This window comes from Sphingomonas sp. Leaf34, assembly GCF_001421805.1.
Lineage (GTDB): Bacteria > Pseudomonadota > Alphaproteobacteria > Sphingomonadales > Sphingomonadaceae > Sphingomonas.
The window spans coordinates 877,393-901,268 of sequence record NZ_LMLC01000001.1 but is presented as its reverse complement, the minus strand read 5'-3'; the positions used below and the strand labels follow the sequence as shown (position 1 = coordinate 901,268).

Genomic DNA, 23,876 nt, shown 5'->3' with positions numbered 1-23,876 from the left:
GGTCAGCCGCGCCCGACGAGCGATTTGTCGGGGCTGACGAGTTCGGTCATCCGCACGCCAAAGCGCTCGCCGACCGTGACGACTTCGCCGCGGCCGATCAGCGTGCCGTTGACGAACACGTCGAGCAGTTCGTTGGCCTGGCGATCGAGCTCGATCACGCTGGATTCGCCGAGCGCGAGCAGTTCGCGCAGCGTCAGGCTGGTCGAGCCGATCTCGACGGTCAGCTTGACGTCGACATCCTGGAGCAGCCGGAAATTGGCGGCCACGGCGGCGTCAACAGGGAAGCCTCCGGTCATGTCGTTCATGCTGCAAATCCTTCGTCGAAACGGGTAATCGAGGTGAGCTGGATGGCGGCGAAGCCATTGGACGTGCCGACCGTGCCGCAGCCGAGCCGGTTGTTGCCGACCATCACCGGCACGTCGCCCGAGATGGTGATCGGGATCACGTCGCCGGGTTTCAGGTCCATCAGCATCGTCAGCTTGACGACCGGCTCGGCGAGGACCGAGCGGATCGGGAAGCGCACGTTCATGGCGGCGCGGGTCAGCTCGTTGCGCCATGCCGGATCGGGCTCGGCCGACTTGCCGACGACCTTGGCGGTCAGCGACGGCGCGTGCGGCTTCAGCGCGGAGACGGGGTAGACGAGGTCGAGGAACACCGGCTTCGCGTTCCCCGCGGCGATGCCGAAGCGCGTGACGATCATCGCATCCTCGCCGTCGAGATCGGCGATCATCGCCGGGTTCACCTCGACACGCGTCGGCAGGAAGTCGAACCGCGCCATCGGCTCCCACGCGGTCTTGAGCGGGGTTGCGATCATCTGCCCGATCCGCGCGACCATCGCTTCGGCCGCGGGGGAGAATTCGCTCGGCAGCACGTGCGGCGCGGCGCCGGTGCCGCCGAAGAACATGTCGAGCATCTCGAGCACGAACTTGCCGTCCATGATGCACAGCGCCTGCGCCATGCCCGGCGTCATGATCAGCGGCAGCCATGCGGTGAGCGCGTCGCTGCGCTCGGCGCGGTAGTCGGTGAAGCGCTGGACGACCAAGGGCTCGGCCCAGCAGCGGACCTCCTGGCGCAGCAGCGGCTCGAACACGCCGCGCAGGCCGCGCGCGAACCGGGCGGAGAGATGCTGCAACGAATGCAGGTCGCCGAACGGATTGAGCTTGGCCCCGCCCAGCACGCCCTGATGCAGCACGCCGTCCTTGGGTGCGCCGGAGCGATCCCGGTCGCGTCGCTCGCGTGTCTTTGCTGAGGCCTCGTTAACCATGCCTCACTGAACGACGAAACTGGTAAAGTAAACGTTACCGATGCCGCCGAATCCTTCCTTCTGCTTGAGCGTATCGTTGATCGCCTTGGCCAGTCGGACCTGCAATTGACGCTTGCCGTCGCTGCTCATCACCTGCTCCTCGGTGGTGTCGCCGAGCGCCATCAGGATCGCCGAGCGGACCGCGATGTCGTTGGTCTTCAGGTTGGTGATGACGGTGTCGTCATAGGGCGTCGAGACCGCGACGCCGACCTGGACGAAGTGCACCGAGTCCTGGAGATTGGAGGTGAAATCCTTCTCCAGCGGGTAGTAGGTCGAGGCGTATTTGTCGCCGCCCTGCCCTGCGGGGGGCTTCATCCCATGGTTTTCGGGCGCAGCCTCGTCGCCGCCATGACCGCCGCCTTCGCCGCCCTCGGTTGCATGCTTCTGCTCGCTCTTGGGGACGAGCTTGGGCTTGCCGTCGTCAGCCGCCGCGGCATGACCGCCGCCAAGCAGGCCTGCGTTCGACGCGTAGACGCCTGCGCCGACGCCGCCGCCGACCAGCACCAGCAGCGCCACGCCGCCAATCAGGATCGTCTTCATCTTGCCCTTTTTCTTCGGCGCGGCGTCAGGCGTTTCTTTTGTGTCGCTCATGGTGTCGTGGTCCTTCGGTTCAAGCGATTCGGATGTCGTCGGGCGTGTTCGCGATCAGGGTCGAGGCCGATGCGAGACGATTCGAGGTTTGGGGAGGCGTCGGCGAGCGCTGCTGCGGTGCGCCGCGGTCGGCGTCACCGAGCGATCCTTGTGCAAGCTTCAACCCGCGCGCCTCGGCAAGGTCTGCAAGCCGCGGTTGCGCGTCCGCGAGCAACGTCCGCGTCGCGGCCTGTTCGGCACTGAAGTGGACGCGCACCCCGTCGCCGTCCTTTCTCACGCTCACGTCGATCGCGCCGAGCGCGTCGGGGACGAGGCGGATGCGCGTGTCGACCGCATCGGCAGCGTCGCGGAGCATCTCGATCCGCTCGATCATCGCGTGCGGCCAGCGCTCCTGGCGCATGTCGAGCGGCGCCTGTTGCGTATCGGCGACCTTGATCTCATGCGTCGCGGCGGCACCCACCGGGGTCAGCGGCGTATCGGAGGGGGCGGCGGGGATGTCGGGCTCGTCGCGTTTCCCGGTCGCCGCCTGGATCGCCGCGCCGAACACCATCGCGGCCGCGGCGACCGTACCGGGTTGCGCGGGAACGATGCCGGGTTGGACGTCGGGTCGTGGCGCGGCGAGGATAACGGGGGACGTAGCGGGCGCGGTCCACCGCACCATGTCGGTGGCGGTCACAGCCGTGGTCGGCGTGTCCACGGCCTGTGCGCTCGCGCTCGCTGGCGGCACCGCGGCCATGATCGCAGCCGCGAGTTGCATCGCGGGCGTGCCGCCTGCCTGCGCCGGGGGCGGGGGCGGCGTCAGCGTTGGGGGCGGGGCGGCATCGAGCTCGGTAAACGCTGGCGTCGGTGCCGGCGTCGCCGTCGGCGTTGCCGTTGGGGCATGAGGCGTCATCTGCGTGAATACCGGCCGGTGCACGATCGCCGACGGCGTGCCGGTCGCATCCGCAACGCCCATGACAGCCGGCGAAGCAGGGAAAACGGGAACGGGCGTCGCGATGATCGGCGTCCACACGAATGCGGGGTCGGCTACGATACCGGGGAGCGGCAAGCCATTGCCGGTCGCGGCGTCATCCTGCCGCGGCTCATCTTCCGGCGCTGCGGCGGTGGAATCAGGTTTCGCCTCGTCGCTGACCATGTCGAAGGAGTCGGCGAAATCGCCCGATTTGCCGCCCATTTTCGCAGACGCTGTGCGCGGGTGGAGAGGGGCGGAAGGGGAAAGGGTCGCGGTCTGGATCATTCGGGCACTCGCGTTCGGGCGTCTGCCCGTTACTCAGCAAGGATCGTGCCGAACCTTCCGAAAGGCGGGCGCGTCTTCCATCGCGCGGATCGCCTTCAGCACCGCATCGGCATCGGCGCGTGCGAGCAGCTTTTCGACCGCGCTCTGGTCGCGCTTGGCGGCACGTGTCGCCTCGGTCGCGCGCGCGACACGAGACTCCGCCGCCTGCACGCGCTCGACGGCGGCGTTGGCGGATTGTTGCAGGCGGTCGCGGTAATGCGCGGCCGCGCCGAGCGACACGGCGACCTGCGTTTCATGAACCGGCGCGACGGCTTCGGCGAGGCGTGCGATACGGCCTGACAGCGCTTGTTCGCTGGCGAACTTGTCGTGCGCGCGGGCTTCGTCGGCGCGGGTCAGCCCCAGCTGGAGCGTGCGGACGCGGTGGATGCGCGCCAGCGTCTTGCTGCGGGCATCCGCCATGTCAGCCGCCGAACACGCCGGTCAGTTCGGCAACCGCGTCGTCGAGCGAGACGTTTTCGTCGGCGTCCTGGCGGATATATTCCATGACTGCCGGATGGCATGCGATCGCCGCGTCGATCGCGGGATCGGCACCGTGGCGGTACGCGCCCATCAGCACGAGATCGCGGTTTTCCTCGTACGTGGCGAGGTGGCGGCGCAACGTCCGCGCGGCCTTGGCGTGATGCGAGGGGACGATGTCGGTCATGACGCGGCTGACCGACGGGCCGATGTCGATTGCGGGGTATATCCCGCGCTCGGCAAGATGGCGGTTGAGGACGATGTGGCCGTCGAGGATCGACCGTGCGGAATCCACCACCGGATCGTTGCCGTCGTCGCCGTCTGCCAGCACCGTGTAGATCGCGGTGATCGACCCGCCCGTGTGGACGTCGACGCCGGCGCGCTCGATCAGGTTCGGGAGCATCGCGATCGCGCTAGGCGGATAGCCGCGCGCGGAGGCGGGCTCGCCGAGCGCAAGGCCGATCTCGCGACCGGCATGCGCGACGCGGGTCAGCGAATCCATGATCAGCAGGACCTTCTTTCCTTCATCGCGGAAGGATTCGGCGATCGCGTGCGCCCGCAAGGCACCGCGGATGCGGAGGACGGGGGAGTGATTGGCGGGGACGGCGACGACGACCGATCGCTTCCGCGCGGTGCCAGCGACCTTGGTTTCGAGAAAGTCGGCGACTTCCCGGCTGCGTTCGCCGATCAGGCCGATGACGATCACGTCGGCCTGCGCGGCGCGGACGATCATGCCCAGCAGCACCGACTTGCCGACGCCCGAGCCCGCCATGATGCCGACGCGCTGGCCCTGGCCGATCGTCAGCAGGCCGTTGATCGCGCGCACGCCGACGTCGAGCGGTTCGCGCACCCGCCCGCGATCGAGCGGCGACTGGAGCTTGCCCGCCAGCGGCCAGCGACCCGCGCCACGGATCGGGCCGAGCCCGTCGATCGGCTTGCCCGCGCCATCGACGACGCGGCCGAGCATGGCGGCACCCACTTCGGCTTCGCCCGGCGCGCCGATCGGCTTGACCGGCGCGCGCGGAAGGAGCGCGGCGGGGCCGCCCAGGTTCATCATCAGCGTCCGGCCGTTGCGAAAGCCGATGACTTCAGCCTCGACGCTCGCCGCGCCTTCGCCGACCTGGCAGACGGTGCCGACCGGCAGGGTCAGTCCGACCGCTTCCATCAGGAGCCCGTCGAACGAGGCGAGGCGACCGGAGACCTTTGGCTTGGCGACGAAATCGGTGTTGGAGAGGGTTTCGAGATAATCGGCGGTAAAGCGATTGAGCATCAGCGGGGCACCGGGACGCGGTCGATCGCCTGCGCCAGCTGGTCGATCCAGAGCTCGGGGCCATCCTCGACGATCGTCGATGCGCTTTCGAGCACGAAGCTGCCGCGCGCGACGCTCGGATCCCCCGCCGCGAAGATCGATTTCGACAGCCGGCCTTCGAGCAGCGCGACGTCGTCCGGGTGGACGCGCAGCAGCGCGGATTCGGCGGAGTCGGCCAGCAGTTCGGCAGCGGTTTCGATCCGACCCGCGAGGATGTCCGGCGCGATACCAACCTCGCCGACGAGCTTCGAGACGAGCAACAGGACGGTCTGGCGGAGTTGCGCGGCGACCCGCTCGCGGTCGATCCGGTCGGCGCCGAGCGCGGTGGCGAGGTCGCCGAGCAGCGCACCGTCGCGGTTCGCGGTCTCCTGCGCCGCGAGCGCCGCGGCGGCGAGTCCTTCGGCGAACCCGGCGGCATGCGCCGCGGCGAGCGGATCGATGAACGACGATTCGCTCGCCGGATCAAGCGGATCCCAGCCCGCGGTCGGGTTCACGTCCTTGTCCGCCGGACTGAAATGCTTGGGTTCCGTGCTGAAGCTCGGCGCGGCGAAATTCGGCGTGTGGCGGACGCTCGCGCGCTCGCGGATATCCGCGGCGGCAAAACCCGAGGGTGGCGCAAACGCGCCGGCCAGGATGTGCGCGGTGGTGGTGTGGCGCGACGCGAAGCCGGCGGTGAATCCGTTAGACATAATCGTCTTCGCCCCCGCCCATCTGGATCGTGCCGTCCTTCGCGAGCCCACGCGCGATCGCGATCATCGCCTTTTGCGCCTCGAGCACTTCGGCGAGCTTCATCGGTCCGCGCGCCTCCATCTCGTCGCGGATGCCGTCGGCGGCGCGCGCCGACATACAGCCGAGGAAGCGGTTTCGGACGCCTTCGTCGACGCCCTTCAAGGACTTGGTCAAAATTTCGCTGTCGACGTTGCGGATCAGCGTACCGAGATTCTTGTCGTCGAGTTCGAGGAGGTTGTCGAAGACGAACATCGCCTCCTCGATCGCCTTTGCGACTTCGCGGTCGATCTTGAACAGTTTCGGCATCACGCGCTGTTCGGTCGCCTTTCGCGCGCCCGACAGGATCTTGGCGGCCTCGCGCGTGCCACCCAGCGTGACGCCGGCCGAGCCGGGCGCGGAGGCGGTACGGTTGGCGAGCACGACTTTCAATGTCTCGACCGCCTCGGGTGTGATCGGGCCAAGCCGGGCGATGCGGTGGAGGATGTCGGGCTGGACCGCGTCGGGCAGCAGTTCGAGCACCTGACCGCCGATCGACGCGTCGAGGTTGGCGATCAGGACGGCGGCGATCTGCGGATGTTCCTTCTCGATCATCGCCGCGATCTCGGTCGCGTCAAGCCAGTCGAGCAGTTCGAGTTCGCACGCGGCCTCGGGCGGGGTGATGCGTGCGAGCACGCTCTCCGCCTTTTCGGGGCCGAGCGCGCGGTTCATCACCGCCTCGATCTGCGGGCGCGGGTCGAAGCCGATCGCGGTACGCTCGCGCGCGCGGTCGACGAAATCGTCGAGCACGTCCTCGACTTCCTGCTCCGACACGTCGGCGACCTTGAACATCGCTGCGCCGAGCTGTCGCACCTCTTCGGGTTCGAGCTTCTGGAGGATGGCGGCGGCCTCTTCCTCGCCGACGAGCATCATCAGCACCGCGGCCCGCTCGACGCCGGTATAGGTGCGGAGCGCAACCTCGGTCACTTCGCGTCCGCCTTGATCATGTCGCGGACCGCGAGCGCGGCGCGGGTCGGATTGTCGCGGGTGAAGCCGCGGACCGCGCCGATCCGGTCGTCATAGCCGCGCGTGTTCTCGAGCTGATCGAGGCTGACCGGCGCGGCGACCGTCATACCATCGGCGTTGGCCGCGCCGATCGGCTGGCCGAGCGCGGGGCGCGCGCCGGCGTCGTCGCGCTTCTTCATCAGCGCCTTGGCGATCGGCCGCACGCCGAGCAGCAGCACCAGCAGCGCGATCAGGATCGCGGTGCCATTGCGCGCGAGCACCGGCAGCCACGCATTGTCGTACCATGACGGGCCGGCATCGGCGGCGGCATCGACGCCGGCGAACTTGCGGCTGATCACCGTCACGTTGTCGTTGCGCGCCTGGTCGAAGCCGACTGCGCTCTTCACGAGATCGGTGATCTGGTTGATCTCCATCGCGGTCCGCCGGCCCTTTTCGGGATCGCGCAGGAGGACGGCGACCGACAGGCGCTTGACGCCGCCGGGCGTGGCACGCGTGACCGACACTTCGCGGCCAAGATCATAGGCGCGCTGATACTGGTCGGATTGCTTCATCGCGTCGGGTGCGGGGCCGCCGGCGACGGGCTGCCCGGCGGGCGCGCCGGGGTTGCCGGTCGCGGCCTGCGGGGCGGACAGCGTGCTGGCGGCCGGCGGCGTGTTGCTCAGCGCACCAGGGATGCCGCCGGGAGCGCCCGCGGCGCCGTCCTTCTGGTTACCGGTCCAGTTGCCCGTCTCGGCACGCAGGACGCCCTGCTTCTCATAGCTTTCGCGCGTCGCCTGGCTCTCGTCGAGATTGACGTCGGCCTGCACCTCGGCGGTGAAGTTGCCCGCGCCCACGAGCGGGGTGAGCAGCGCGATCAGCTGCGTGCGATACTTGTCCTCGATCCGACGCTGGATATCGATCCGAGCGTCGCTGGCAGCCCCCGCGCCGTCGCTGCCGCCGGCCTTGGTGAGCAGCGCGCCCATCTGGTCGACGATCGTCACCGCCTCGGGCTTCATGCCGGGCACCGACGAGGCGACGAGGTTGATGATCGAGGCGACCTGCGCCTCGCTCAGCGACCGCCCGCCCTGGAGCTTCAGGATCACCGACGCCGATGGCGCGGCGTTGTCGCGGACGAACACCGACGCCTCGGGCATGGCGAGGTGCACGCGCGCCTCGGCGACCGCGTCGATCTCCTCGATCGACTTCGCCATCTCGGATTCGCGCGCCTGGCGAAGGCGTTCGCCCTCGACCGCACGGCTGACGCCCATCGGCAGCTGGTCGAGGATCGCATAGCCGCCCGGTGCCGCCTTGGGCAGGCCCTGGCCCGCCAGCAGCATCTTGGCGCGGCTGTAATCGTCCTCGCCGACGGTGAGCGCGCCGGTGCCCTCGTCGATATGGCTCTTGATGTTGGCGGTGGTCAGCGCGGACGTGACCGCGGCCTTGTCGGAATCGGGCAGGCCGCTGAACAGCGTCTTCTGCGTCGGCGTCGACAGGCTCATCCACGCCAGCGCGGCGGCGGCGATCAGGCCGACCATCAGTGCCATCGGCAGCGAGCGGCGAACCGCCGGCTGCGCCATGACGCCCTTGATCTGCTGGAGGGGATTGGCGAACCGTTCGGTTGCACCAGACGAAGCGGGGATGAGTGCGGTGCTCATGTCAGACCGGCATGCTCATGATATCCTTGTAGGCGGACAGCAGCTTGTTGCGGACCTGCAACGTCGCCTCGAACCCGACTGACGCCTGCTGGCGGGCGAGCATCACTTTCGCGATGTCGACCGTTTCGCCGCGCTCATAGCTTTCGCTGAGCTTGGCGGCCTGGGTCTGGCCGTCGTTGACGCTTTTCAGCGCGGTTTCCATCGTGTCGGCAAAGCTGGTCGGCTTGACCGTTTCGGTCGGCGCTACGGCGCCGCTCGCCCCGGCGCGCGACAGCGCCTGGTTGCGTTCGAGAATCTGCGAACGCAGCGCCATGACGCGGTCGACGCTCATCGCGCCGCCGCCTATTCCGCTGACGCCGCTCATGCCGAGGCGGCCCAATTATGCACGTTGCCGATATCGTCGCCCTGCTCGCGCGCCTTGGCGAGGCGATAGCGCAGCGTGCGTTCGGAAATGCCGAGGCGCTTGGCGGTCTCGATTCGGCTGCCGTTGCAGGCTTTCAGCGTCTCGCGGATCGCGGCGAACTCGCTCATCTGGACGATGTTGCCCAGAGTCCCGGGGGGCGTCTCGGGCTCCGACGGTGCTAGGGGCGCGAGCGAGACGACCGGTGCCGTGCGCTGGAAGGTCATCGACACGGGGCGGTCGAACACGATGTGGTTCGCCTCGATCGTGTCGCCGCCGCAGAACAGCAGCGCGCGCTGGATCACGTTCTCGAGCTCGCGGACGTTGCCGGGCCAATCGTGCAGCATCAGCTGCTCGATCGCCGCATGGCTCGGCCAGGGAATGACAGTGCGGCTGCCGGCGTGACGCAGGATCAGCGTGGCGGCGAGCGCGGGGATATCCTGCGGACGCTCGGCGAGCGACTTGGTCGCGAGCGGGAACACGGCGAGGCGGTAATAGAGATCGGCGCGGAACCGGCCCGCGGCGACTTCGGCGTGGAGATCGCGGTTGGCACAGGCGATGACGCGGACGTCGATCGGCTGCGGCACCGAGGCGCCGAGCGGCACGACTTCGCGCTCCTGCAACACGCGGAGCAGCTTGGCCTGCAGCTGGAGCGGCATCTCGGCGATCTCGTCGAGCAGGATCGTGCCGCCGTTTGCCGCGCGGAAGAAGCCGTCCCCCCCCGACGACGCGCCGGTGAACGCGCCCTTCTGGTGCCCGAACAGCAGCGCCTCGAGCATCGATTCCGGGAGTGCGGCGCAATTGATCGCGATGAACGGCTTGTCCTTGCGTGCGGAGCCGTTGTGGATGGCGCGGGCGAGCACTTCCTTGCCGGTGCCGGTCGGGCCGTTGATAAGGACCGTGATGTCGGCGGCGGCGACGCGCTCGGCCAGCGCCAGCAACGCGAGCGATTCGGGGTCGGCGGCGGTCGGCATCTCGGGACCGCCGATCAGCGCACGCGCGAAGCCGTTGCCGACCGCGGTGTCCTCCGCGGCAAAGCTGATGCGAGCAGGCGCACCATCCCGCGACGGCGTCACCTGGCGGCCTTCGCAGCCGATCACGACGGTGCGGGCGGGAGCGGTGATACCCTCGCCATCCGCGATCAGGAACAGGTCGTTCGGCGCTGGCTGGCTGGTCTCGAACGAGCCCACGCCGAAGCCCTGCGCCCGCAGCGACGAGACGAGCGCGTATTTCCGCGAAGTGACTGCAGCTGATGGAAAGATCGAACGCATGGTGTTCCCCCTGGACGATTCGGGGAATGCGCCAAGGGTGGTAAATTCGCGGTTAAACCCTGCCGTCGACCGGCAGATTATTTCCGGGCGCGTTCGCGCAGGCATACGTGCGCGCCGCGTTTGCGCGCGCGAGCCCCTATGCGCTGACCCCTGTGAGGCGCGGTTGAGCCGGCGGGTCGCGTCGCTGCGGGGCTGAATCTTTTTGCTTAAGTCTGTCCCGAAGCGGCCGTTACCTCACTCGACGGATCGGCACTTCGCCATGGGGGCGGCGCGGATCGTCGAAGATCACGGAGATTCTCATGACTGTCATCGGCACCAACATCTCGGCGCTTCGCGCGACCAACGCCTCGACCAAGGCCTCCAACATGCTGGCCACGTCGATGGAGCGCCTGTCGACCGGCAAGCGCATCAATTCGGCCAAGGACGATGCCGCCGGTCTGGCGATCTCGTCGTCGATGACCGCTCAGATCAAGGGCATGAACCAGGGCATTCGCAACGCGAATGACGGCATTTCGATGGCGCAGACCGCTGAAGGCGCGCTCGATGAGGTCAGCAACAACCTGCAGCGCATGCGCGAACTTGAAGTCCAGAAGGGCAACGGCACCTACTCGGCCAGCGACAAGGCCAACATCAAGTCGGAACAGGATGCCCTGGCCAAGCAGATTTCCAACGTGCTGACCAATACGACCTTTAATGGCGTCAAGCTGTTTGACGGCAGCGTTGGCGCAAGGGGCCCCGTTTACGATACCGATGGGACCACCGTCCTCACCCAACCTGTCGCTGGCGGAAAAGTTTCCATCCAGGCGGGAGCGAATTCAAGCGACACCATTTCGCTGAACTTGGGTAGCGATCTAGGAGCAGAAGCGACCGTCAGTGGTACTTCGTTGACTGGGGGCGTCGGATCGGTAGTCGACAAAACCACGCCGACCGCGGTGGTCGCCAAGGGTGGACTGGCGGACTATGACAACGCGATCGCACTCGTCTCGAACCGTCGTGCATCGCTCGGCGCGTCGCAGAACCAGCTGCAGTCGGCGGTCAACAACCTGACCTCGAACGCAACCAACCTGTCGGACGCCAAGAGCCGCATCGAGGACACCGATTTCTCGGCGGAAACGACCGCGCTCGCCAAGGCGCAGATCCTCAGCCAGGCGTCGACCGCGATGCTCAGCCAGGCCAACCAGAGCCAGCAGAGCGTCCTGAAGTTGCTCGGCTGATCCCGCTCCGCGGCGCCGGCACCGCCCCCTTAGGGTGACGGCGCCGTTAGGATCCGCCGTGACGATAGCGCATCCCGACCCCTCGACAGCTTCGTGCTGGCGAGGGGTTTTGCGTTTCCCGGCGTCTGCCGGTTTGCCGGCAAGTTTCTGTAAACCAAAGAAAAAAACGGCAAGAATTGGCCGGTTTCACTTAAGTCCGCGGCGCGCTGGCCGTTACCTAATGTGGCGGCACGGCCCTTCGCCACGGGGGCGGCGGGGATCGCCGAAGATCACTGGAGTTCACAATGACTGTCATCGGCACCAATGTTTCCGCGCTCCGCGCGACCAATGCTTCGACCAAGGCGTCCAACATGTTGGCCACATCGATGGAGCGTCTATCGACCGGCAAGCGTATCAATTCGGCCAAGGACGACGCCGCCGGCCTGGCGATCTCGTCGTCGATGACGGCGCAGATCAAGGGCATGAACCAGGGCGTCCGCAACGCGAACGACGGCATCTCGATGGCGCAGACCGCAGAGGGCGCGCTCGACGAGGTGAGCAACAATCTGCAGCGCATGCGCGAACTCGAGGTGCAGAAGAGCAATGGCACCTATTCACAAGCCGACAAGGCCAACATCAAGACCGAGCAGGACGCGTTGGCCAAGCAGATCAACAACGTTCTGACGAACACCACGTTCAACGGTGTCGCATTGTTCGCCGGTAAGGCCGGTGCGGCCGGAGAGGCGAAGATTGTTCCTATTCAGGCCGGCGCCAATAGCGTCGATGCCATCGAGCTCAATTTGGGCAGCAGCCTCAGCGCCGTCGCGGCCGGAACGGTTGCCGCACCTACCGGCGGAGTCGGTACGGTCGTCAAATCGACGACGACGGATTCCGTTACCACGATCACTGCGGAAGGTGGCCTTCAGGACTATGACACCGCGATCTCGCTCGTCTCGAACCGTCGCGCATCGCTCGGCGCGTCGCAGAACCAGCTGCAGTCGGCGGTCAACAACCTGACCTCGAACGCGACCAACCTGTCGGACGCCAAGAGCCGTATCGAAGACACCGACTTCTCGGCCGAAACGACCGCGCTCGCCAAGGCGCAGATCCTCAGCCAGGCGTCGACCGCGATGCTCAGCCAGGCCAATCAGAGCCAGCAGAGCGTCCTGAAGCTGCTTCAGTAATCCGAGTATCGGCATCGGCATCGCCCCCCCGAGGATGTCGATGCCGGTCGGATCCGCGCGCACCCGTTGCGCGCGGTACGCAACCCCGGCGGCTTCGGTCGTCGGGGTTTTTGCTTGTGTGCGAAAGGCGTCGCGCGTCATGCGCGCGACACCCGGCACGTTGCGCCGACGTCGCGCGCATGACCATCAGAATTGGTCTTAGCGGCTGGACGCACAGCCATGGCGCGGGACGGTCTACCGGGGAAATGGCCGCCGCAGCGCGGGCCGGGCTATGCCGCCGACTGCGCTACCGCGATCGAAATCACCATCGCGAACGAAATCGACACCGCGATCAAAATCACCGGCACCCATTATGCCAGCCAGACGCCAGCGACCGTTGCGCCTGGCGACCTGCCGGCCGCGGGGTTAAACGCCGCCCGCAGGATCCGGTGCCGGCGTCACGATGACCGGCGCCGGAATCACGACCGGGGCGGGCTGAGGTTGCCCCGCCTGGCCGATCAGCGCGGTGTTCTCGATCACGTCGAGCGCCTGGCGCGCCACCACATAGCGGCGTGCGGCGGCCATCCAGTTGCCGGCCTGCGCCGCGCCGGGCAGACGCGCGACTTCGGCACGCGCCGCCTCGACCTGGCCGGCTTCGAGCAGGCGGCGCGCGCGGGCGAGGCGATCGGTCGGCATCGGCGAGGGCGTGCCGGCCTTGCGCAGCACCACCAGCGAATCGATCTGGTGCTGGATCGTGTCGAGCCAGCCTTCGCCGGTCGAGGTCGTGATGTCGGGGGCGATAGTGTCGAGCCCCTGGCGAAGATCCTCCAGCGTCACCGGCTGGCGCGCCGTCTGGATCAGCAACGTCGTCGCACGCGGTTGCGCCTGGCCGAAGCGCAGCCGCAACTGCTCCTCGAGATAGCCGAGCCCGACCCCGCGATCGAGCGCACGGCGCACGGCGAACGCCACCATCAGCCCTTCCGCGCGTGTCGCCTGCCCGCCCGCCGCGCTGGCGTCCGTGGTAATCGCCGCGGCGCGCGCCTCGAGCGCGGTCAACTGTGCCGCCAGAGTCGCCTCGCGCGTCGCCAGCACCGTCGTATCGACTGGTGGATTAGCCTGGGGTTGGCCGTCGGGGCCGAGCGGCTGCGACGGGATATAGCCCGAACTGCTCGCGGCGAGCTTCTGCGCTGCGGCGGTCGACGCGGCGCTGCTGGCCTGCAGATTGGCGAACCATGGCAGCGTGCGGACGGCATAGCCCATCAGCCCGAGCCCGGCGACGAACGCCAGGCCGATCAAGGCCAGGATGACACCCATTTTGGGTCCGCGTGCCCGTGGGCGATCGGTCGGCACGTAGTCGCTCATGGCGTGCTTATCCCCGCCGCGCGTGCGCTGGTCAATCGCGCGCGTGTCGGCGTGCGCGGCCGCGAGCGCGACGATCGCGGAATCGGTCGGTGCGGCGGCGATCGCGATGGCGGCCCAGCCCGTCCCGGCCGCGTCGCCGACCGCGCGGCTGATCGCGATCAATGCGATGCGCGCGCGGTCCGCGCCGGCGTCGTCGACCAGCTCGGCCAGCCGCGTCGCGGCGCGCGCGGAATGCACCAGGACCAGCGCATCGTCGAACGATCGCACGACGTCCGCCGCCACCGCGACGGCATCTCCGGCATAGACGGTGACCGCCTCGACCCCGTCCTCGGTCGGCGCCCGCTCGCGCCCCGCGAGATGGAGCAACCGTGCAAAGCCCCGATCCCGCGCCGCGGCGACGACCGCACGTGCGTCGTCGTCCCCCATCACCGCGACCGCGAACCCCGCTTCGGCTGCCGCCGCCGCGGTCGCGGCGCCGACCGCCACGACCGGCAACCGCTTAAAGAGGTCCAGCCCCGCCCCGCCATGCCGCACCGCGTTCGCGCTCGTCAGCAACAGCCCGTCGAACCCGGTCGGGGTGGGCGGCGTCCAATCGACCGGCACGACCGCGAACAGCGGAACCTGCCGCACCGCCAGCCCGTGCGCCCGCAGCGCGGTCGCGGTGCGCGTGGCGCCGGGCTCCGGCCGCAGCACCACGACCATGCGGGTCATGGCGGCGTCATGCCGCGAACAGCCGCCGGACGCTGGCGGGCGCGCGGGTCAGCAGGTCTTCGGCAAGCGCCGTTCCGAGATCGTCGTCGACCGTCCCCTCGATCGATCCCGCGACGTCGCACGCGCCGTCCTCCGCGATCAGCTCGGCGCGGAGCGTCAGCGTCTCGCCCGCGAGCGACGCCAGCGCCGCGACCGGCGAGTGACAGTCCGCGCCGAGCCGCGCGAGCAGCGCACGCTCGGTCAGCACGCACAGGCTCGTATCGCGGTGGTTGATCGCCGCGACCATCCCGCCCGCCGCGCGTCCAGCGAGCACCTCGATCCCGACCGCCCCCTGCGCGGGCGCGGGCAGCATCACGTCGGTCGGAATCGCATGGCCGTCGTCGCGCCCGAGCCGGTCGAGCCCGGCGGCGGCCAGCAACGTCGCATCCATCTCGCCGCTCGTTACCCGGCCGAGCCGCGTGTCGACATTGCCGCGGATCAGCACGATCTCCAGATCGGGCCGCAGCCGCAGCATCTGTGCGCGCCGTCGCGGCGAACTCGTGCCGACCACCGCGTTCTGGCGCAGGTCGGACAGCGTCTCCGCGCCGATCAGCCGGTCGCGCACGTCGGCGCGCGGCAGCATCGCCGCGATCTTCAGCGTTTGCGGCCGGATCGTCTCGACGTCCTTCATCGAATGCACCGCGCAATCGATGTCGCCGTCGTGCAGCGCGCGATCAAGCTCCTTGGTCCACAGCGCCTTGCCGCCGATGTCGGCCAGCGCGCGATCCTGCACGCGGTCGCCGGTGGTGCGGATCACGACGATTTCTATATCGTCGGGCGACCAGCCATGCGCCGTACACAGCGCGTCGCGCACCAGGCCTGCCTGGGTGAGAGCGAGCGGCGACCCCCGCGTACCGAGCCGAAAACGAGTCATCTGGGCGCCATGCAGAAAGGGCGGGGCTTCGACAAGCTTCGCGCACCCATATAGAGAGCCATGATGATCATTCTCGGCATCGAATCCTCCTGCGACGAAACCGCCGCCGCGCTCGTCACCGGCGACCGGCAGGTTCTCGCGCACAGGCTGCTCGGACAGGAGGCCGCGCACGCGCCGTTCGGCGGCGTCGTCCCCGAAATCGCCGCGCGCGCGCATGTCGAGGCGCTCGAGCCGCTGATCGTCGCGGCGCTGGCCGATGCGAAGCTGACGCTCGCCGAAGTCGATGCGATCGCCGCGACCGCGGGGCCGGGCTTGATCGGCGGCGTCATGGTCGGGCTCGTCACGGGCAAGGCGCTCGCGCACGCCGCGGGCAAGCCGCTGATCGCGGTGAACCATCTCGAAGGTCATGCGCTCTCGCCGCGGCTGTCCGACCCCGATCTCGAATTTCCGTACCTGCTGCTGCTCGTGTCCGGCGGCCATTGCCAGTTGCTGCTGGTCGAGGGCGTCGGCGCGTATCAGCGGTTGGCGACGACGATCGACGACGCGGCCGGCGAAGCGTTCGACAAGACCGCCAAGCTGCTCGGCCTGGGCTTTCCCGGCGGCCCCGCGGTCGAACGCGCCGCCGCGCTTGGCAATCCGAAGGCAGTCCCGCTGCCGCGTCCGCTGAAAGGCTCGGCCGAACCGCATTTCTCGTTCGCCGGGCTGAAGAGCGCGGTCGCACGCGTCGTCGGGCAATATTCGCCCGAGGATCTAGCGGCCTCGTTCCAGGCCGCGGTGGTCGATTGCCTGATCGATCGCACGACCAAGGCGTTGCGTACGTCGCACGGCGCTACCGCGCTCGTCGTCGCCGGCGGCGTCGCGGCCAACACCGCGGTGCGCGGCGCGTTGCAGGCGCTCGCTGGCGCACACGGCCTCCGCTTCGTCGCGCCGCCGCTCTGGCTGTGCACCGACAATGCCGCGATGATCGGCTGGGCGGGCGCCGAGCGGTTCGCCGCGGGCTTCACCGATCCGCTCGACGTCGCCGCGCGCCCGCGCTGGCCGCTCGACCCCAACGCCGAAGCGGTGCGTGGCGCGGGGGTGAAGGCATGAAGGCCTCTGCTATGAAGATCGGGGTCATCGGCGGCGGCGCCTGGGGCACCGCGCTCGCGCAGGTCGCAGCGCACGAAGGCCGCGACGTGATCCTGTGGGCGCGCGAACCCGCCGTCGTCGACTCGATCAACGCGACCCACGAGAACGCACTGTTCCTGGCCGGTGTCGCGCTCTCGCCGACGATTCGCGCGACCGCCGACCTCGCCGCGCTCGCCGACATGGACGCGATCCTCGTCGTCGCGCCGGCACAGCATGTCGGCAGCGTCCTCGCCGCCGCGCCGGTCGGCCGCATCCCGCTCGTGCTGTGCGCCAAGGGCATCGAGGCGGGCAGCAAGCGGCTCGTCGGCGAAGTCGCGCGCGCGGTTCACCCGGATGCACCGATCGCCGTTCTCTCGGGCCCGACCTTCGCGCACGAAGTCGCCGCAGGATTGCCCACCGCGGTCACACTGGCGTGCGAGGATGCCGACCTTGGCGAGCGGCTCGCGACGCGTCTCGCCGCGCGTCATTTCCGCACCTACGTCTCGACCGACGTCGCGGGGGCGGAGATCGGCGGCGCGGTGAAGAACGTCCTTGCGATCGGTTGCGGCGTGGTCGAGGGCGCAGGCCTCGGCCAGAACGCACGCGCCGCTCTGATCGCGCGCGGGTTCGCCGAGATGACCCGGTTCGGCCTCGCCCGCGGCGCGCGCGCGGAAACGCTCGCCGGTCTCTCAGGATTGGGTGACCTCGTCCTCACCTGCTCATCGACCAGCTCACGCAACTTCTCGCTCGGCGTCGGCCTCGGCCGTGGCGACTCCGCGGCGACCTTGCTCGCCGACCGCCGCACCGTCGCAGAAGGCGCCTTCACTGCCCCCGTCCTCCGCGAAGCCGCCCGCGACGCGCGCGTCGACATGCCGATCACCGAGGCCGTCTGCCGCCTGCTGGAAGGCGCGCCCGTCAGCGACGTGATCGGCGACCTGCTCGCGCGGCCGCTCAAGGGCGAGGCGGGCTGACCTAAGATCCTCCCCCGCCAGGGGGAGGCGGCGCGAAGCGACGGAGGGGGAAGACACGGAACCGACGTGTCACTTACCGCCCCCTCCGTCTTGCAAGTGCCAGCCATCTCCCCCTTGCGGGGGAGGATCGAGGGTCACCGCAGCACCCGCGCTGCCAGCCCGGAGCAATCCGCGTCCCCCGCGACCGGCCCCTGCTTCCCCGTGATCGCGCGGCCAATCGCCTTGAAGATGTTTCCGACCGACTTCACCTCGGGGGGAATCGTAACATGCGGCCGCTCGATTGTCCCCGTCATGTAGGCCGACCCCGGCAACCGCAGCAGCGCATGCTGTTTTGGCGTGCCGGTCAGCCGGATGTCGAGTGTCTCGCCGGGAAACACCACGCTCCCCTGGCCGCGCAACTGGCTGGCGGTCGTGTCGATGATCATCGGATCGACCCGCCCGCGTCCACGCGTCACGTCGAGCTTGAGCACGACGCAGCGCAGACCCGCGCGCTCGCCATCCTTGGCCAGCAACGCGCGCGCCGCATCGAAGCCCAGCGCCGCCGCGATCCCCTGCGGCAAATGCCCGTCGCGCGCGACGAACCCGATCGTACCGTTCGACCGCCCGACCGCCGCGCGGATCGTCTCGCCCGACCCCTTCAGCCGCACGCGCGCGCTGACGTTGCCGCTGAAATCGCCGCCGCCGCCCGCGATATCCTGCACGCTGCTGCCGCGCAGCCTGAGGTCGATATCGACGCTCGGCACCTTGCGGTCGCCGCGCTGGTCGACGGTCACGCGTCCCGTGACGTTGCCATGCGGCAGCCGCGCGACCAGATCGCTCATCGTCAGCAGCTGATGGTCGATCGCCAGCACGCCTCTGGCGGACAGGATCGGCGACGCGCCCTTGCCGCTGACGATCCGGGCGATCCGGAACCCCATCCGCGCATCGGTCGTGTCAATCTTGCCGATATCGATCCGCGTGTTGGGCACCAGCCGAGGCCCGATCGCGCGCTCCAGCGCGGCGCCCTTCGCCTTGCCCTCGTCCGACGCCAGATCGCCGAAGTCGAACTGCCGCGAGACGATGTCGCCGTCGACCTTGCTGCGGCCCGCCTGCTTGTCGACCGTGACGTGGCCGGTGAAATCCGAGCGCCCGACCACGCCCTTCAACTGCGTCACCGTCCATTTCGGCTGGTCGTGACGGACATGCGCGCTGAACGATACGGGCTGCGTCCGGAACAACCCCGCCTCGATCACCGCGTCGATCAGCTTCAGATCGGTCGCGCGCGCGGTCACGTCGAGGCTCATCGCGTCGGTATCAAGCGGCCGGTCCATCAGCCCCTTGGTGGTGATCGACAGCGCATCGCCATCGATCGATGCGGTGAACGGCCAAGGCTTGCCTTGGAATTTTGCGACCGAAGGCCCCGCGACCGCGATCCGGACGGCCGCGCCGCGGATCGTGCCGCTGCCGGTCGCGCGGATCCCGTGGACCGGATCCGATACGAAGTGCGCCGTGACGAAACGGTCTTGCTTGTCGTCGCGATATTCGATGACGCTGTCGCTGATCGTCAGCGCGTCGAGATCGGTCGAACTCCCGCCGCTCTTGGGCTTGCCGGGCCGCTCCCAATTGGTCCGACCATGCTTGTCGCGCACCAGCACGACCCGTAGCCCGCGTGCCTTCACGTCGCGCGGCCTGAACGCACCTTTGAGCAGCGCGAGCCCCGAGAACGTCGCCTCGGCCTCGCGCAGCCGCACGAAATCGCCCTTGCCTGCCCAGTCGGCTTGCGGGATTCGCACATCGGTGATGCGGATCGTCGGGTTGAACCCGAACGCATCGACGCGTTCGATCCCGCCGATCGTCACCGGCCGCCCGAACCGCGCGGTGAGCTGTCGCTGGATCACGCCCTTCAGCGACCCCCAGGGGAAGGCGGCCAACCCCACCAGCCCCAGCACGAGCACCCCCGCGACGACGATGCCGGTGATTTTCACCCAGCGTTTTGCGAAGAATCCCCTCATCTCACCGCGACGCGCCGATCGGCCATTCGTTCCGCCTGCGTCAGGACCGCTGCCGTAGATTTAGCCCCACATACCACCCCGGCGAAGGCCGGGGCCCAATTGGGAAACGTCGCTAACGAAGGCCGCGCTACGGTACGATGACCTATCCTATTGGACCGCGGCCTCCGCTGGGGAGGAGGGGGGAGTAACCGAGCCGCTCCTCAGAAATCGATCGCCATGCCCTTCAGCTCCCAGTCGCCATAGCGCGTGGGATCGCGCGGCTCGGGATCCTTGTCGGGCACGATCGGCTCGGGCTTCGGGACCGGCGTTGTTTTCGCGAGATATTCGGGTGGCTTCACATGATCGGGGCGCTGGCCCATCGCGGCTCTCCGGATTTGCGTGTTGGCGTCGTAACCGCCACATGGGGCGCGCCGCGTCGTTTTGCCACAAGTGCCACGCGGCAAACCGAACGCGAAGGACCTTCACATGCCCGACTACACCCACGCCCCCGAGCCGCTCGGCGTCCCCACCCGCCGTGCAGCACTCCGCCTGCTCGACGCCGTGCTCCGCCGCGGCGAGTCGCTCGAATCCGCGCTGCCCGCCGCCACGCGCGCGATCCACGGCCCCGATCGCGGCCTCGCGCATGCGATCGCCGCCGAGACGCTGCGCCGCCTCCCCGATCTCGACGCGATGATCGATTCGGTCACCAAGACCAATTTGCCCGACGATGCGAAGGCGCGGATGGCGCTGCGCATAGCGCTCGTCCAGGTGCTGATCCTCGGCACGCCGTCGCACGCCGCGATCTCGACCGTGCTGCCGCTGGTCGACGGCGGCCCGCGCAAACTCGTCCACGGCGTGTTCGGGACGCTGTTCCGCGCCAACATGCTGCTCCCCGAAGTCCCGACGTTGCCCGCGCCGGTCGAACTGCGCTGGGAAGCCGCCTGGGGCGAGGAGATGGTTGACTCCGCCGGCCGCGCGATCGCCGCACCGCCGCCGCTCGACCTGACGATCGCCGACCCCGCCGAAACCGAAGGCTGGCGCGAGAAGCTCGGCGGCGAGAGCTTCATGCCTGGCCACCTCCGTCTCGGCGACCATGACTCGGTCCCCGACATGGCCGGGTTCGGCGACGGCGCGTGGTGGGTGCAGGACATCGCCGCCTCGCTGCCCGCACGCTTGCTGGGGAAGGGCGAGGGCCATGTCCTCGATCTGTGCGCCGCGCCTGGCGGCAAGACGCTGCAACTCGCCGCAGCAGGCTGGACCGTCACCTCGGTCGACAATTCGCAGAGCCGGATCAAGCGCCTTCGCGAGAACCTGTATCGCACGCATCTGAAGTCGGAAGTCGTCAACGCGGACATTCTCGAATGGGCGCCGACCGAGCCCGCCGACGCGATCCTGATCGACGCGCCGTGCAGCGCGACCGGCATTTTCCGCCGTCACCCCGACGTGCTCCACCGCGTCCGCCCCTCGATCATTGCCGAGACCGCGGCGTTGCAGGCGCGCATCCTCGCCCGCGCGGCGGACTGGGTGAAGCCCGGCGGCACGCTCGTCTACGCCACCTGTTCGCTCGAGCCGTCGGAAGGCGAAGCGCAACTCGATGCGTTCCTCGCGGCGCGCAGCGACTACACGATCGCGCCGGTCGACCAGTCCGAACTCCCCGCCGGCATCACCCCGACCGAAGCCGGCACCGTCCGCACCCTCCCCGGCATGCTCGCCGAGCAAGGTGGCTGCGACGGCTTCTTCATCGCCCGCCTGAAGCGCGCCTGACAGAACCTCCCCCGCCAGGGGGAGGTGGCTGGCACTTGCCAGACGGAGGGGGAGGACAGGGCAACCGCTGTTCCGTTTCCGCCCCCCTCCGTCACCTGCGGTGCCACCTCCCCCTGGCGGGGGAGGATAGAAGGCCTTCGCACCAACCGAATCCCGCGCTAGGACACAGTCATGCAACCCGTCCGCATCGCCCCCTCGATCCTCTCCGCCGACTTTTCGAAGCTCGGTGAGGAAGTCCGCGCCATCGACAAGGCCGGTGCCGACTGGATCCATATCGACGTGATGGACGGCCATTTCGTCCCCAACATCTCGTTCGGTCCCGCGGTCATGAAGTCGGTCCGCGGCGTCACCACCAAGCCGTTCGACGTCCACCTGATGATCTCGCCCGTCGACGCCTATCTCGACGCGTTCGCGGAGGCGGGTGCCGACTGCATTACGGTGCATTACGAAGCGGGGCCGCACATCCACCGCTCGCTCCAGCACATCAAGTCGCTCGGTAAGCGCGCCGGAATCGTGATCTGCCCCGGCACGCCCGCCAAGATGCTCGACTACCTCATGGACATGGTCGACCTCGTGCTGGTGATGAGCGTCAACCCCGGCTTTGGCGGCCAGAGCTTCATTCCGAGCCAGCTCAAGAAGATCTCCGCGATCCGCACTATGATCGAAAAGAGCGGTCGCGCGATCGATCTCGAGGTCGACGGCGGCGTCGATGCCGAATGGGCCAAGCGCTGTATCGAGGCGGGCGCCGACGCGCTCGTCGCGGGCACCTCGGTCTTCCGCGGCGGCCCCGATCATTATGCTGCCAACATCGCCGCGTTGCGGGGGTGAACGAACCGCATGATCTGACGCGCGATGTCGTGACCGAGTCGGCGCCCGACGGGATCGACGAAGGCCGTCGCCTGATCCGTCTTGGCGGCGACAAGGGGCTGTCGCTCGCCGACCGCCTCGCGGAGCGCTTCCACCGGCTGACGTGGCGCACCCCGCTGCACACGCTGCGGCTCAAGGGGCGCTACCCGCTCAAGCTGATCGCGGTCCCCGACGACCCCATCCTCGGCGACATCCCGCGCGGCACGATGCTGCTGGAGGGCGTGCTCTCGTTCCGCGGCGAAGCGCGCGATATCGAGACGCTCGATCTCGCCAAGCCGCTCCCCAAACCCTTTGCCGAGTATCTGCAGAGTTTCGCGTGGCTGCGCGACCTGTCGACCGTCGCAACCCGCTCGCGGGGCGCGCCGATCGCCGAATATCTCATGGGCCTCTGGCTGACCGCGCACGCTGACACGCAGGGCGGGATCGCGTGGCGCCCGGACATGTGGGGGCGGCGGATCCTCGCCTGGACCGCGCACGCGCCGCTGATCCTGTCGTCGTCCGACCAGATCTACCGCTCGAAGGTGCTCAACGCGCTCGCCAAGGGCGCGCTCCACCTCGATCGCAATGCCGACAAGGCCCCCGCGGGCGCGCCGCGCATCGCCGCGTGGTGCGGGGTCGTCGCGGCCGGCCTCCTGATCCCCGGCGGCGAACCCCGCCAGGCGTTCGGGGAGGCCGGGCTGCTCCGCGCGCTCGGGACCGGTCTGTTCGACGACGGCGGCTCGGTCTCGCGCAGCCCGGCGATGCTGCTCGATTCGATCCAGCTGCTAACGTTGCTCCAGGAGAGCTACGCCGCGCGCGGTGCCGAATTGCCCGAGACGGTCGCGGTCACGCTCACCCGGATGGTCGCAGCCCTGCTCGGTGTCGCGCACGCCGATCGTGGGTTGTCGAGCTGGCAGGGCGGCGGTCCGTCGAGCGAAACGCAGGTCGCCGCGGTGATCGAGGCGAGCGGCGTGCGCACGCGTCCGCTCCGCCAGGCGCGCGACTGGGGCTATCAACGCCTCGCGGCCGGCACCGCGGTGCTGATCGTCGACGCGGCACCGCCGCCGATCGCGCGGCTCGTCGAGGGCGGCTGCGCGTCGACGCTGGCGTTCGAATTCTCCGACGGCCCGGCACGGATCGTCGTCAACTGCGGCGGCGCGCGGGCCGGGATCGCGCAGCTGCCCGCGGCGATGGTCGAGGGGCTGCGCTCGACCGCGGCGCATTCGACGCTGACGATCGCTGACAGCAACTCGACCGCGATCCTGACCGACGGCACGCTTGGCCGCGGCGTCGGCGAAGTCGAGCTCAGCCGCCAGGAATCGGAGGCCGCGAGCCGGATCGAGGCGAGCCATGACGGCTATGTCCGCCGCTGGGGGTTCCTCCACCGTCGCCAGCTGATGCTGACCGGCGACGGCCGCGAACTGCGCGGCGAGGACGCGCTGTTGCCGCAAGGGCGCAAACGCCGCGTCGGCCTGTCGCTGTTCGCGATCCGCTTCCATCTCGGCGAAGGCATCCAGGTCTCCCCCACCGCCGACGGCCTCGGCGCGATCCTTCGCCTTCCCGGCGGGTCCCTCTGGCAATTCCGCTGCCGCGGCGGCGCGCTGGTGGTCGAGGACAGCGTCTGGGTCGACGCCGACGGCCGCCCGGTGGCGACGCAACAGCTGATGATCACCGGCGAAGCCGCAGCCGGTGGCGCGAGCGTGAGTTGGGCGCTGAAGAAGGCCTGAGGCTCTCTAGGTCGGCCGATGGCCACCGACCGAACGTCACAAGTCCACCTCCCCGGCGGAGGCCGGGGCCCAGTTGGGGGACGTTGCTAATGAAAGGCGGCGCTAACGAAGGACGGCGCGTCGTCACTGCGACCTTTCCAACTGGACCCCGGCCTCC

22 protein-coding genes are annotated in these 23,876 nt (G+C 68.9%); 7 read left to right on the top strand and 15 right to left on the bottom strand.

Translation table 11 applies throughout. From position 1 onward, the window contains the following. Positions 1 to 2: 2 nt before the first annotated feature. The 11 genes from fliN to ASF00_RS04055 form a co-directional block, all read right to left on the bottom strand. Positions 3 to 305, bottom strand: coding sequence for a flagellar motor switch protein FliN (gene fliN / locus ASF00_RS04105; RefSeq protein WP_055874438.1), 303 nt, complete (start codon positions 303 to 305; stop codon positions 3 to 5). Beyond that, a complete protein-coding gene (locus ASF00_RS04100; protein ID WP_055874435.1) occupies positions 302 to 1,264 on the bottom strand; it encodes a flagellar motor switch protein FliM in 963 nt (320 codons plus the stop codon). Before ASF00_RS04100 ends, fliN begins: the two co-directional genes overlap by 4 nt. A gap of 3 nt (positions 1,265 to 1,267) precedes the next feature. Next, positions 1,268 to 1,894: a flagellar basal body-associated FliL family protein gene (locus tag ASF00_RS04095; protein WP_055874432.1), complete on the bottom strand. Its 627-nt coding sequence runs from the start codon at positions 1,892 to 1,894 to the stop codon at positions 1,268 to 1,270. A gap of 19 nt (positions 1,895 to 1,913) precedes the next feature. Continuing rightward, entirely contained in the window at positions 1,914 to 3,068 is a 1,155-nt protein-coding gene (locus ASF00_RS04090) for a flagellar hook-length control protein FliK (RefSeq protein WP_055874429.1), read from the bottom strand. Between the two features lie 96 nt (positions 3,069 to 3,164). Next, positions 3,165 to 3,590: a hypothetical protein gene (locus ASF00_RS04085; protein WP_055874426.1), complete on the bottom strand. Its 426-nt coding sequence runs from the start codon at positions 3,588 to 3,590 to the stop codon at positions 3,165 to 3,167. Between the two features lies 1 nt (position 3,591). Further along, complete coding sequence (locus ASF00_RS04080) at positions 3,592 to 4,917, bottom strand: FliI/YscN family ATPase (RefSeq protein ID WP_055874423.1); 1,326 nt, start codon at positions 4,915 to 4,917, stop codon at positions 3,592 to 3,594. Beyond that, positions 4,917 to 5,645: a FliH/SctL family protein gene (locus ASF00_RS04075; protein ID WP_055874420.1), complete on the bottom strand. Its 729-nt coding sequence runs from the start codon at positions 5,643 to 5,645 to the stop codon at positions 4,917 to 4,919. Before ASF00_RS04075 ends, ASF00_RS04080 begins: the two co-directional genes overlap by 1 nt. Beyond that, complete coding sequence (fliG, locus tag ASF00_RS04070; protein ID WP_055874417.1) at positions 5,638 to 6,648, bottom strand: flagellar motor switch protein FliG; 1,011 nt, start codon at positions 6,646 to 6,648, stop codon at positions 5,638 to 5,640. The genes ASF00_RS04075 and fliG overlap by 8 nt, the downstream gene beginning before the upstream one ends. Beyond that, positions 6,645 to 8,321 carry a flagellar basal-body MS-ring/collar protein FliF gene (gene fliF / locus ASF00_RS04065; RefSeq protein WP_055874415.1) on the bottom strand — a complete coding sequence of 559 codons (1,677 nt, stop codon included), beginning with the start codon at positions 8,319 to 8,321 and terminating at the stop codon, positions 6,645 to 6,647. Before fliF ends, fliG begins: the two co-directional genes overlap by 4 nt. A gap of 1 nt (position 8,322) precedes the next feature. Next, on the bottom strand, positions 8,323 to 8,685 hold the full coding sequence (gene fliE, locus ASF00_RS04060) for a flagellar hook-basal body complex protein FliE (RefSeq protein ID WP_055874411.1): 363 nt from the start codon (positions 8,683 to 8,685) through the stop codon (positions 8,323 to 8,325). Beyond that, the gene (locus ASF00_RS04055; RefSeq protein WP_055874408.1) at positions 8,682 to 9,992 is read right to left on the bottom strand and encodes a sigma-54 interaction domain-containing protein; all 1,311 of its coding nucleotides are present in this window, start codon (positions 9,990 to 9,992) and stop codon (positions 8,682 to 8,684) included. Before ASF00_RS04055 ends, fliE begins: the two co-directional genes overlap by 4 nt. Positions 9,993 to 10,291: 299 nt before the next feature. Between ASF00_RS04055 and ASF00_RS04050 the strand changes: the two genes are divergently transcribed. Beyond that, entirely contained in the window at positions 10,292 to 11,206 is a 915-nt protein-coding gene (locus ASF00_RS04050; RefSeq protein WP_055874404.1) for a flagellin N-terminal helical domain-containing protein, read from the top strand. 284 nt (positions 11,207 to 11,490) lie between these two features. Beyond that, positions 11,491 to 12,369, top strand: coding sequence for a flagellin N-terminal helical domain-containing protein (locus ASF00_RS04045; RefSeq protein WP_055874401.1), 879 nt, complete (start codon positions 11,491 to 11,493; stop codon positions 12,367 to 12,369). A 405-nt stretch (positions 12,370 to 12,774) separates the two neighbouring features. Here the strand turns inward: ASF00_RS04045 and ASF00_RS18915 are convergent, their stop codons facing one another. Together ASF00_RS18915 and hemC are read right to left on the bottom strand one after the other, a co-directional pair. Beyond that, the gene (locus tag ASF00_RS18915; protein WP_235525602.1) at positions 12,775 to 14,421 is read right to left on the bottom strand and encodes a uroporphyrinogen-III synthase; all 1,647 of its coding nucleotides are present in this window, start codon (positions 14,419 to 14,421) and stop codon (positions 12,775 to 12,777) included. 7 nt (positions 14,422 to 14,428) lie between these two features. Then, entirely contained in the window at positions 14,429 to 15,334 is a 906-nt protein-coding gene (hemC, locus tag ASF00_RS04035) for a hydroxymethylbilane synthase (RefSeq protein ID WP_055875393.1), read from the bottom strand. 60 nt (positions 15,335 to 15,394) lie between these two features. Here hemC and tsaD point away from each other — a divergent pair, with 60 nt between their 5' ends. Next, a complete protein-coding gene (tsaD, locus tag ASF00_RS04030) occupies positions 15,395 to 16,423 on the top strand; it encodes a tRNA (adenosine(37)-N6)-threonylcarbamoyltransferase complex transferase subunit TsaD (RefSeq protein ID WP_055874398.1) in 1,029 nt (342 codons plus the stop codon). A gap of 11 nt (positions 16,424 to 16,434) precedes the next feature. Continuing rightward, positions 16,435 to 17,412: an NAD(P)H-dependent glycerol-3-phosphate dehydrogenase gene (locus tag ASF00_RS04025; RefSeq protein WP_055874395.1), complete on the top strand. Its 978-nt coding sequence runs from the start codon at positions 16,435 to 16,437 to the stop codon at positions 17,410 to 17,412. A gap of 134 nt (positions 17,413 to 17,546) precedes the next feature. Here ASF00_RS04025 and ASF00_RS04020 read toward each other — a convergent pair whose 3' ends face one another. Together ASF00_RS04020 and ASF00_RS17820 are read right to left on the bottom strand one after the other, a co-directional pair. After that, positions 17,547 to 19,376 carry an AsmA family protein gene (locus ASF00_RS04020; RefSeq protein ID WP_235525600.1) on the bottom strand — a complete coding sequence of 610 codons (1,830 nt, stop codon included), beginning with the start codon at positions 19,374 to 19,376 and terminating at the stop codon, positions 17,547 to 17,549. A gap of 227 nt (positions 19,377 to 19,603) precedes the next feature. Next, positions 19,604 to 19,762 carry a DUF1674 domain-containing protein gene (locus ASF00_RS17820; protein WP_082445075.1) on the bottom strand — a complete coding sequence of 53 codons (159 nt, stop codon included), beginning with the start codon at positions 19,760 to 19,762 and terminating at the stop codon, positions 19,604 to 19,606. A gap of 106 nt (positions 19,763 to 19,868) precedes the next feature. Here ASF00_RS17820 and ASF00_RS04015 point away from each other — a divergent pair, with 106 nt between their 5' ends. The 3 genes from ASF00_RS04015 to ASF00_RS04005 all read left to right on the top strand — a co-directional run bounded on the left by ASF00_RS04015 (position 19,869) and on the right by ASF00_RS04005 (position 23,719). Then, positions 19,869 to 21,146, top strand: coding sequence for an RsmB/NOP family class I SAM-dependent RNA methyltransferase (locus ASF00_RS04015; protein ID WP_055874388.1), 1,278 nt, complete (start codon positions 19,869 to 19,871; stop codon positions 21,144 to 21,146). A 171-nt stretch (positions 21,147 to 21,317) separates the two neighbouring features. Further along, positions 21,318 to 21,974 carry a ribulose-phosphate 3-epimerase gene (gene rpe, locus ASF00_RS04010; RefSeq protein WP_055874385.1) on the top strand — a complete coding sequence of 219 codons (657 nt, stop codon included), beginning with the start codon at positions 21,318 to 21,320 and terminating at the stop codon, positions 21,972 to 21,974. Next, the gene (locus tag ASF00_RS04005; RefSeq protein WP_235525598.1) at positions 21,971 to 23,719 is read left to right on the top strand and encodes a heparinase II/III family protein; all 1,749 of its coding nucleotides are present in this window, start codon (positions 21,971 to 21,973) and stop codon (positions 23,717 to 23,719) included. The genes rpe and ASF00_RS04005 overlap by 4 nt, the downstream gene beginning before the upstream one ends. Positions 23,720 to 23,876 lie beyond the last annotated feature (157 nt).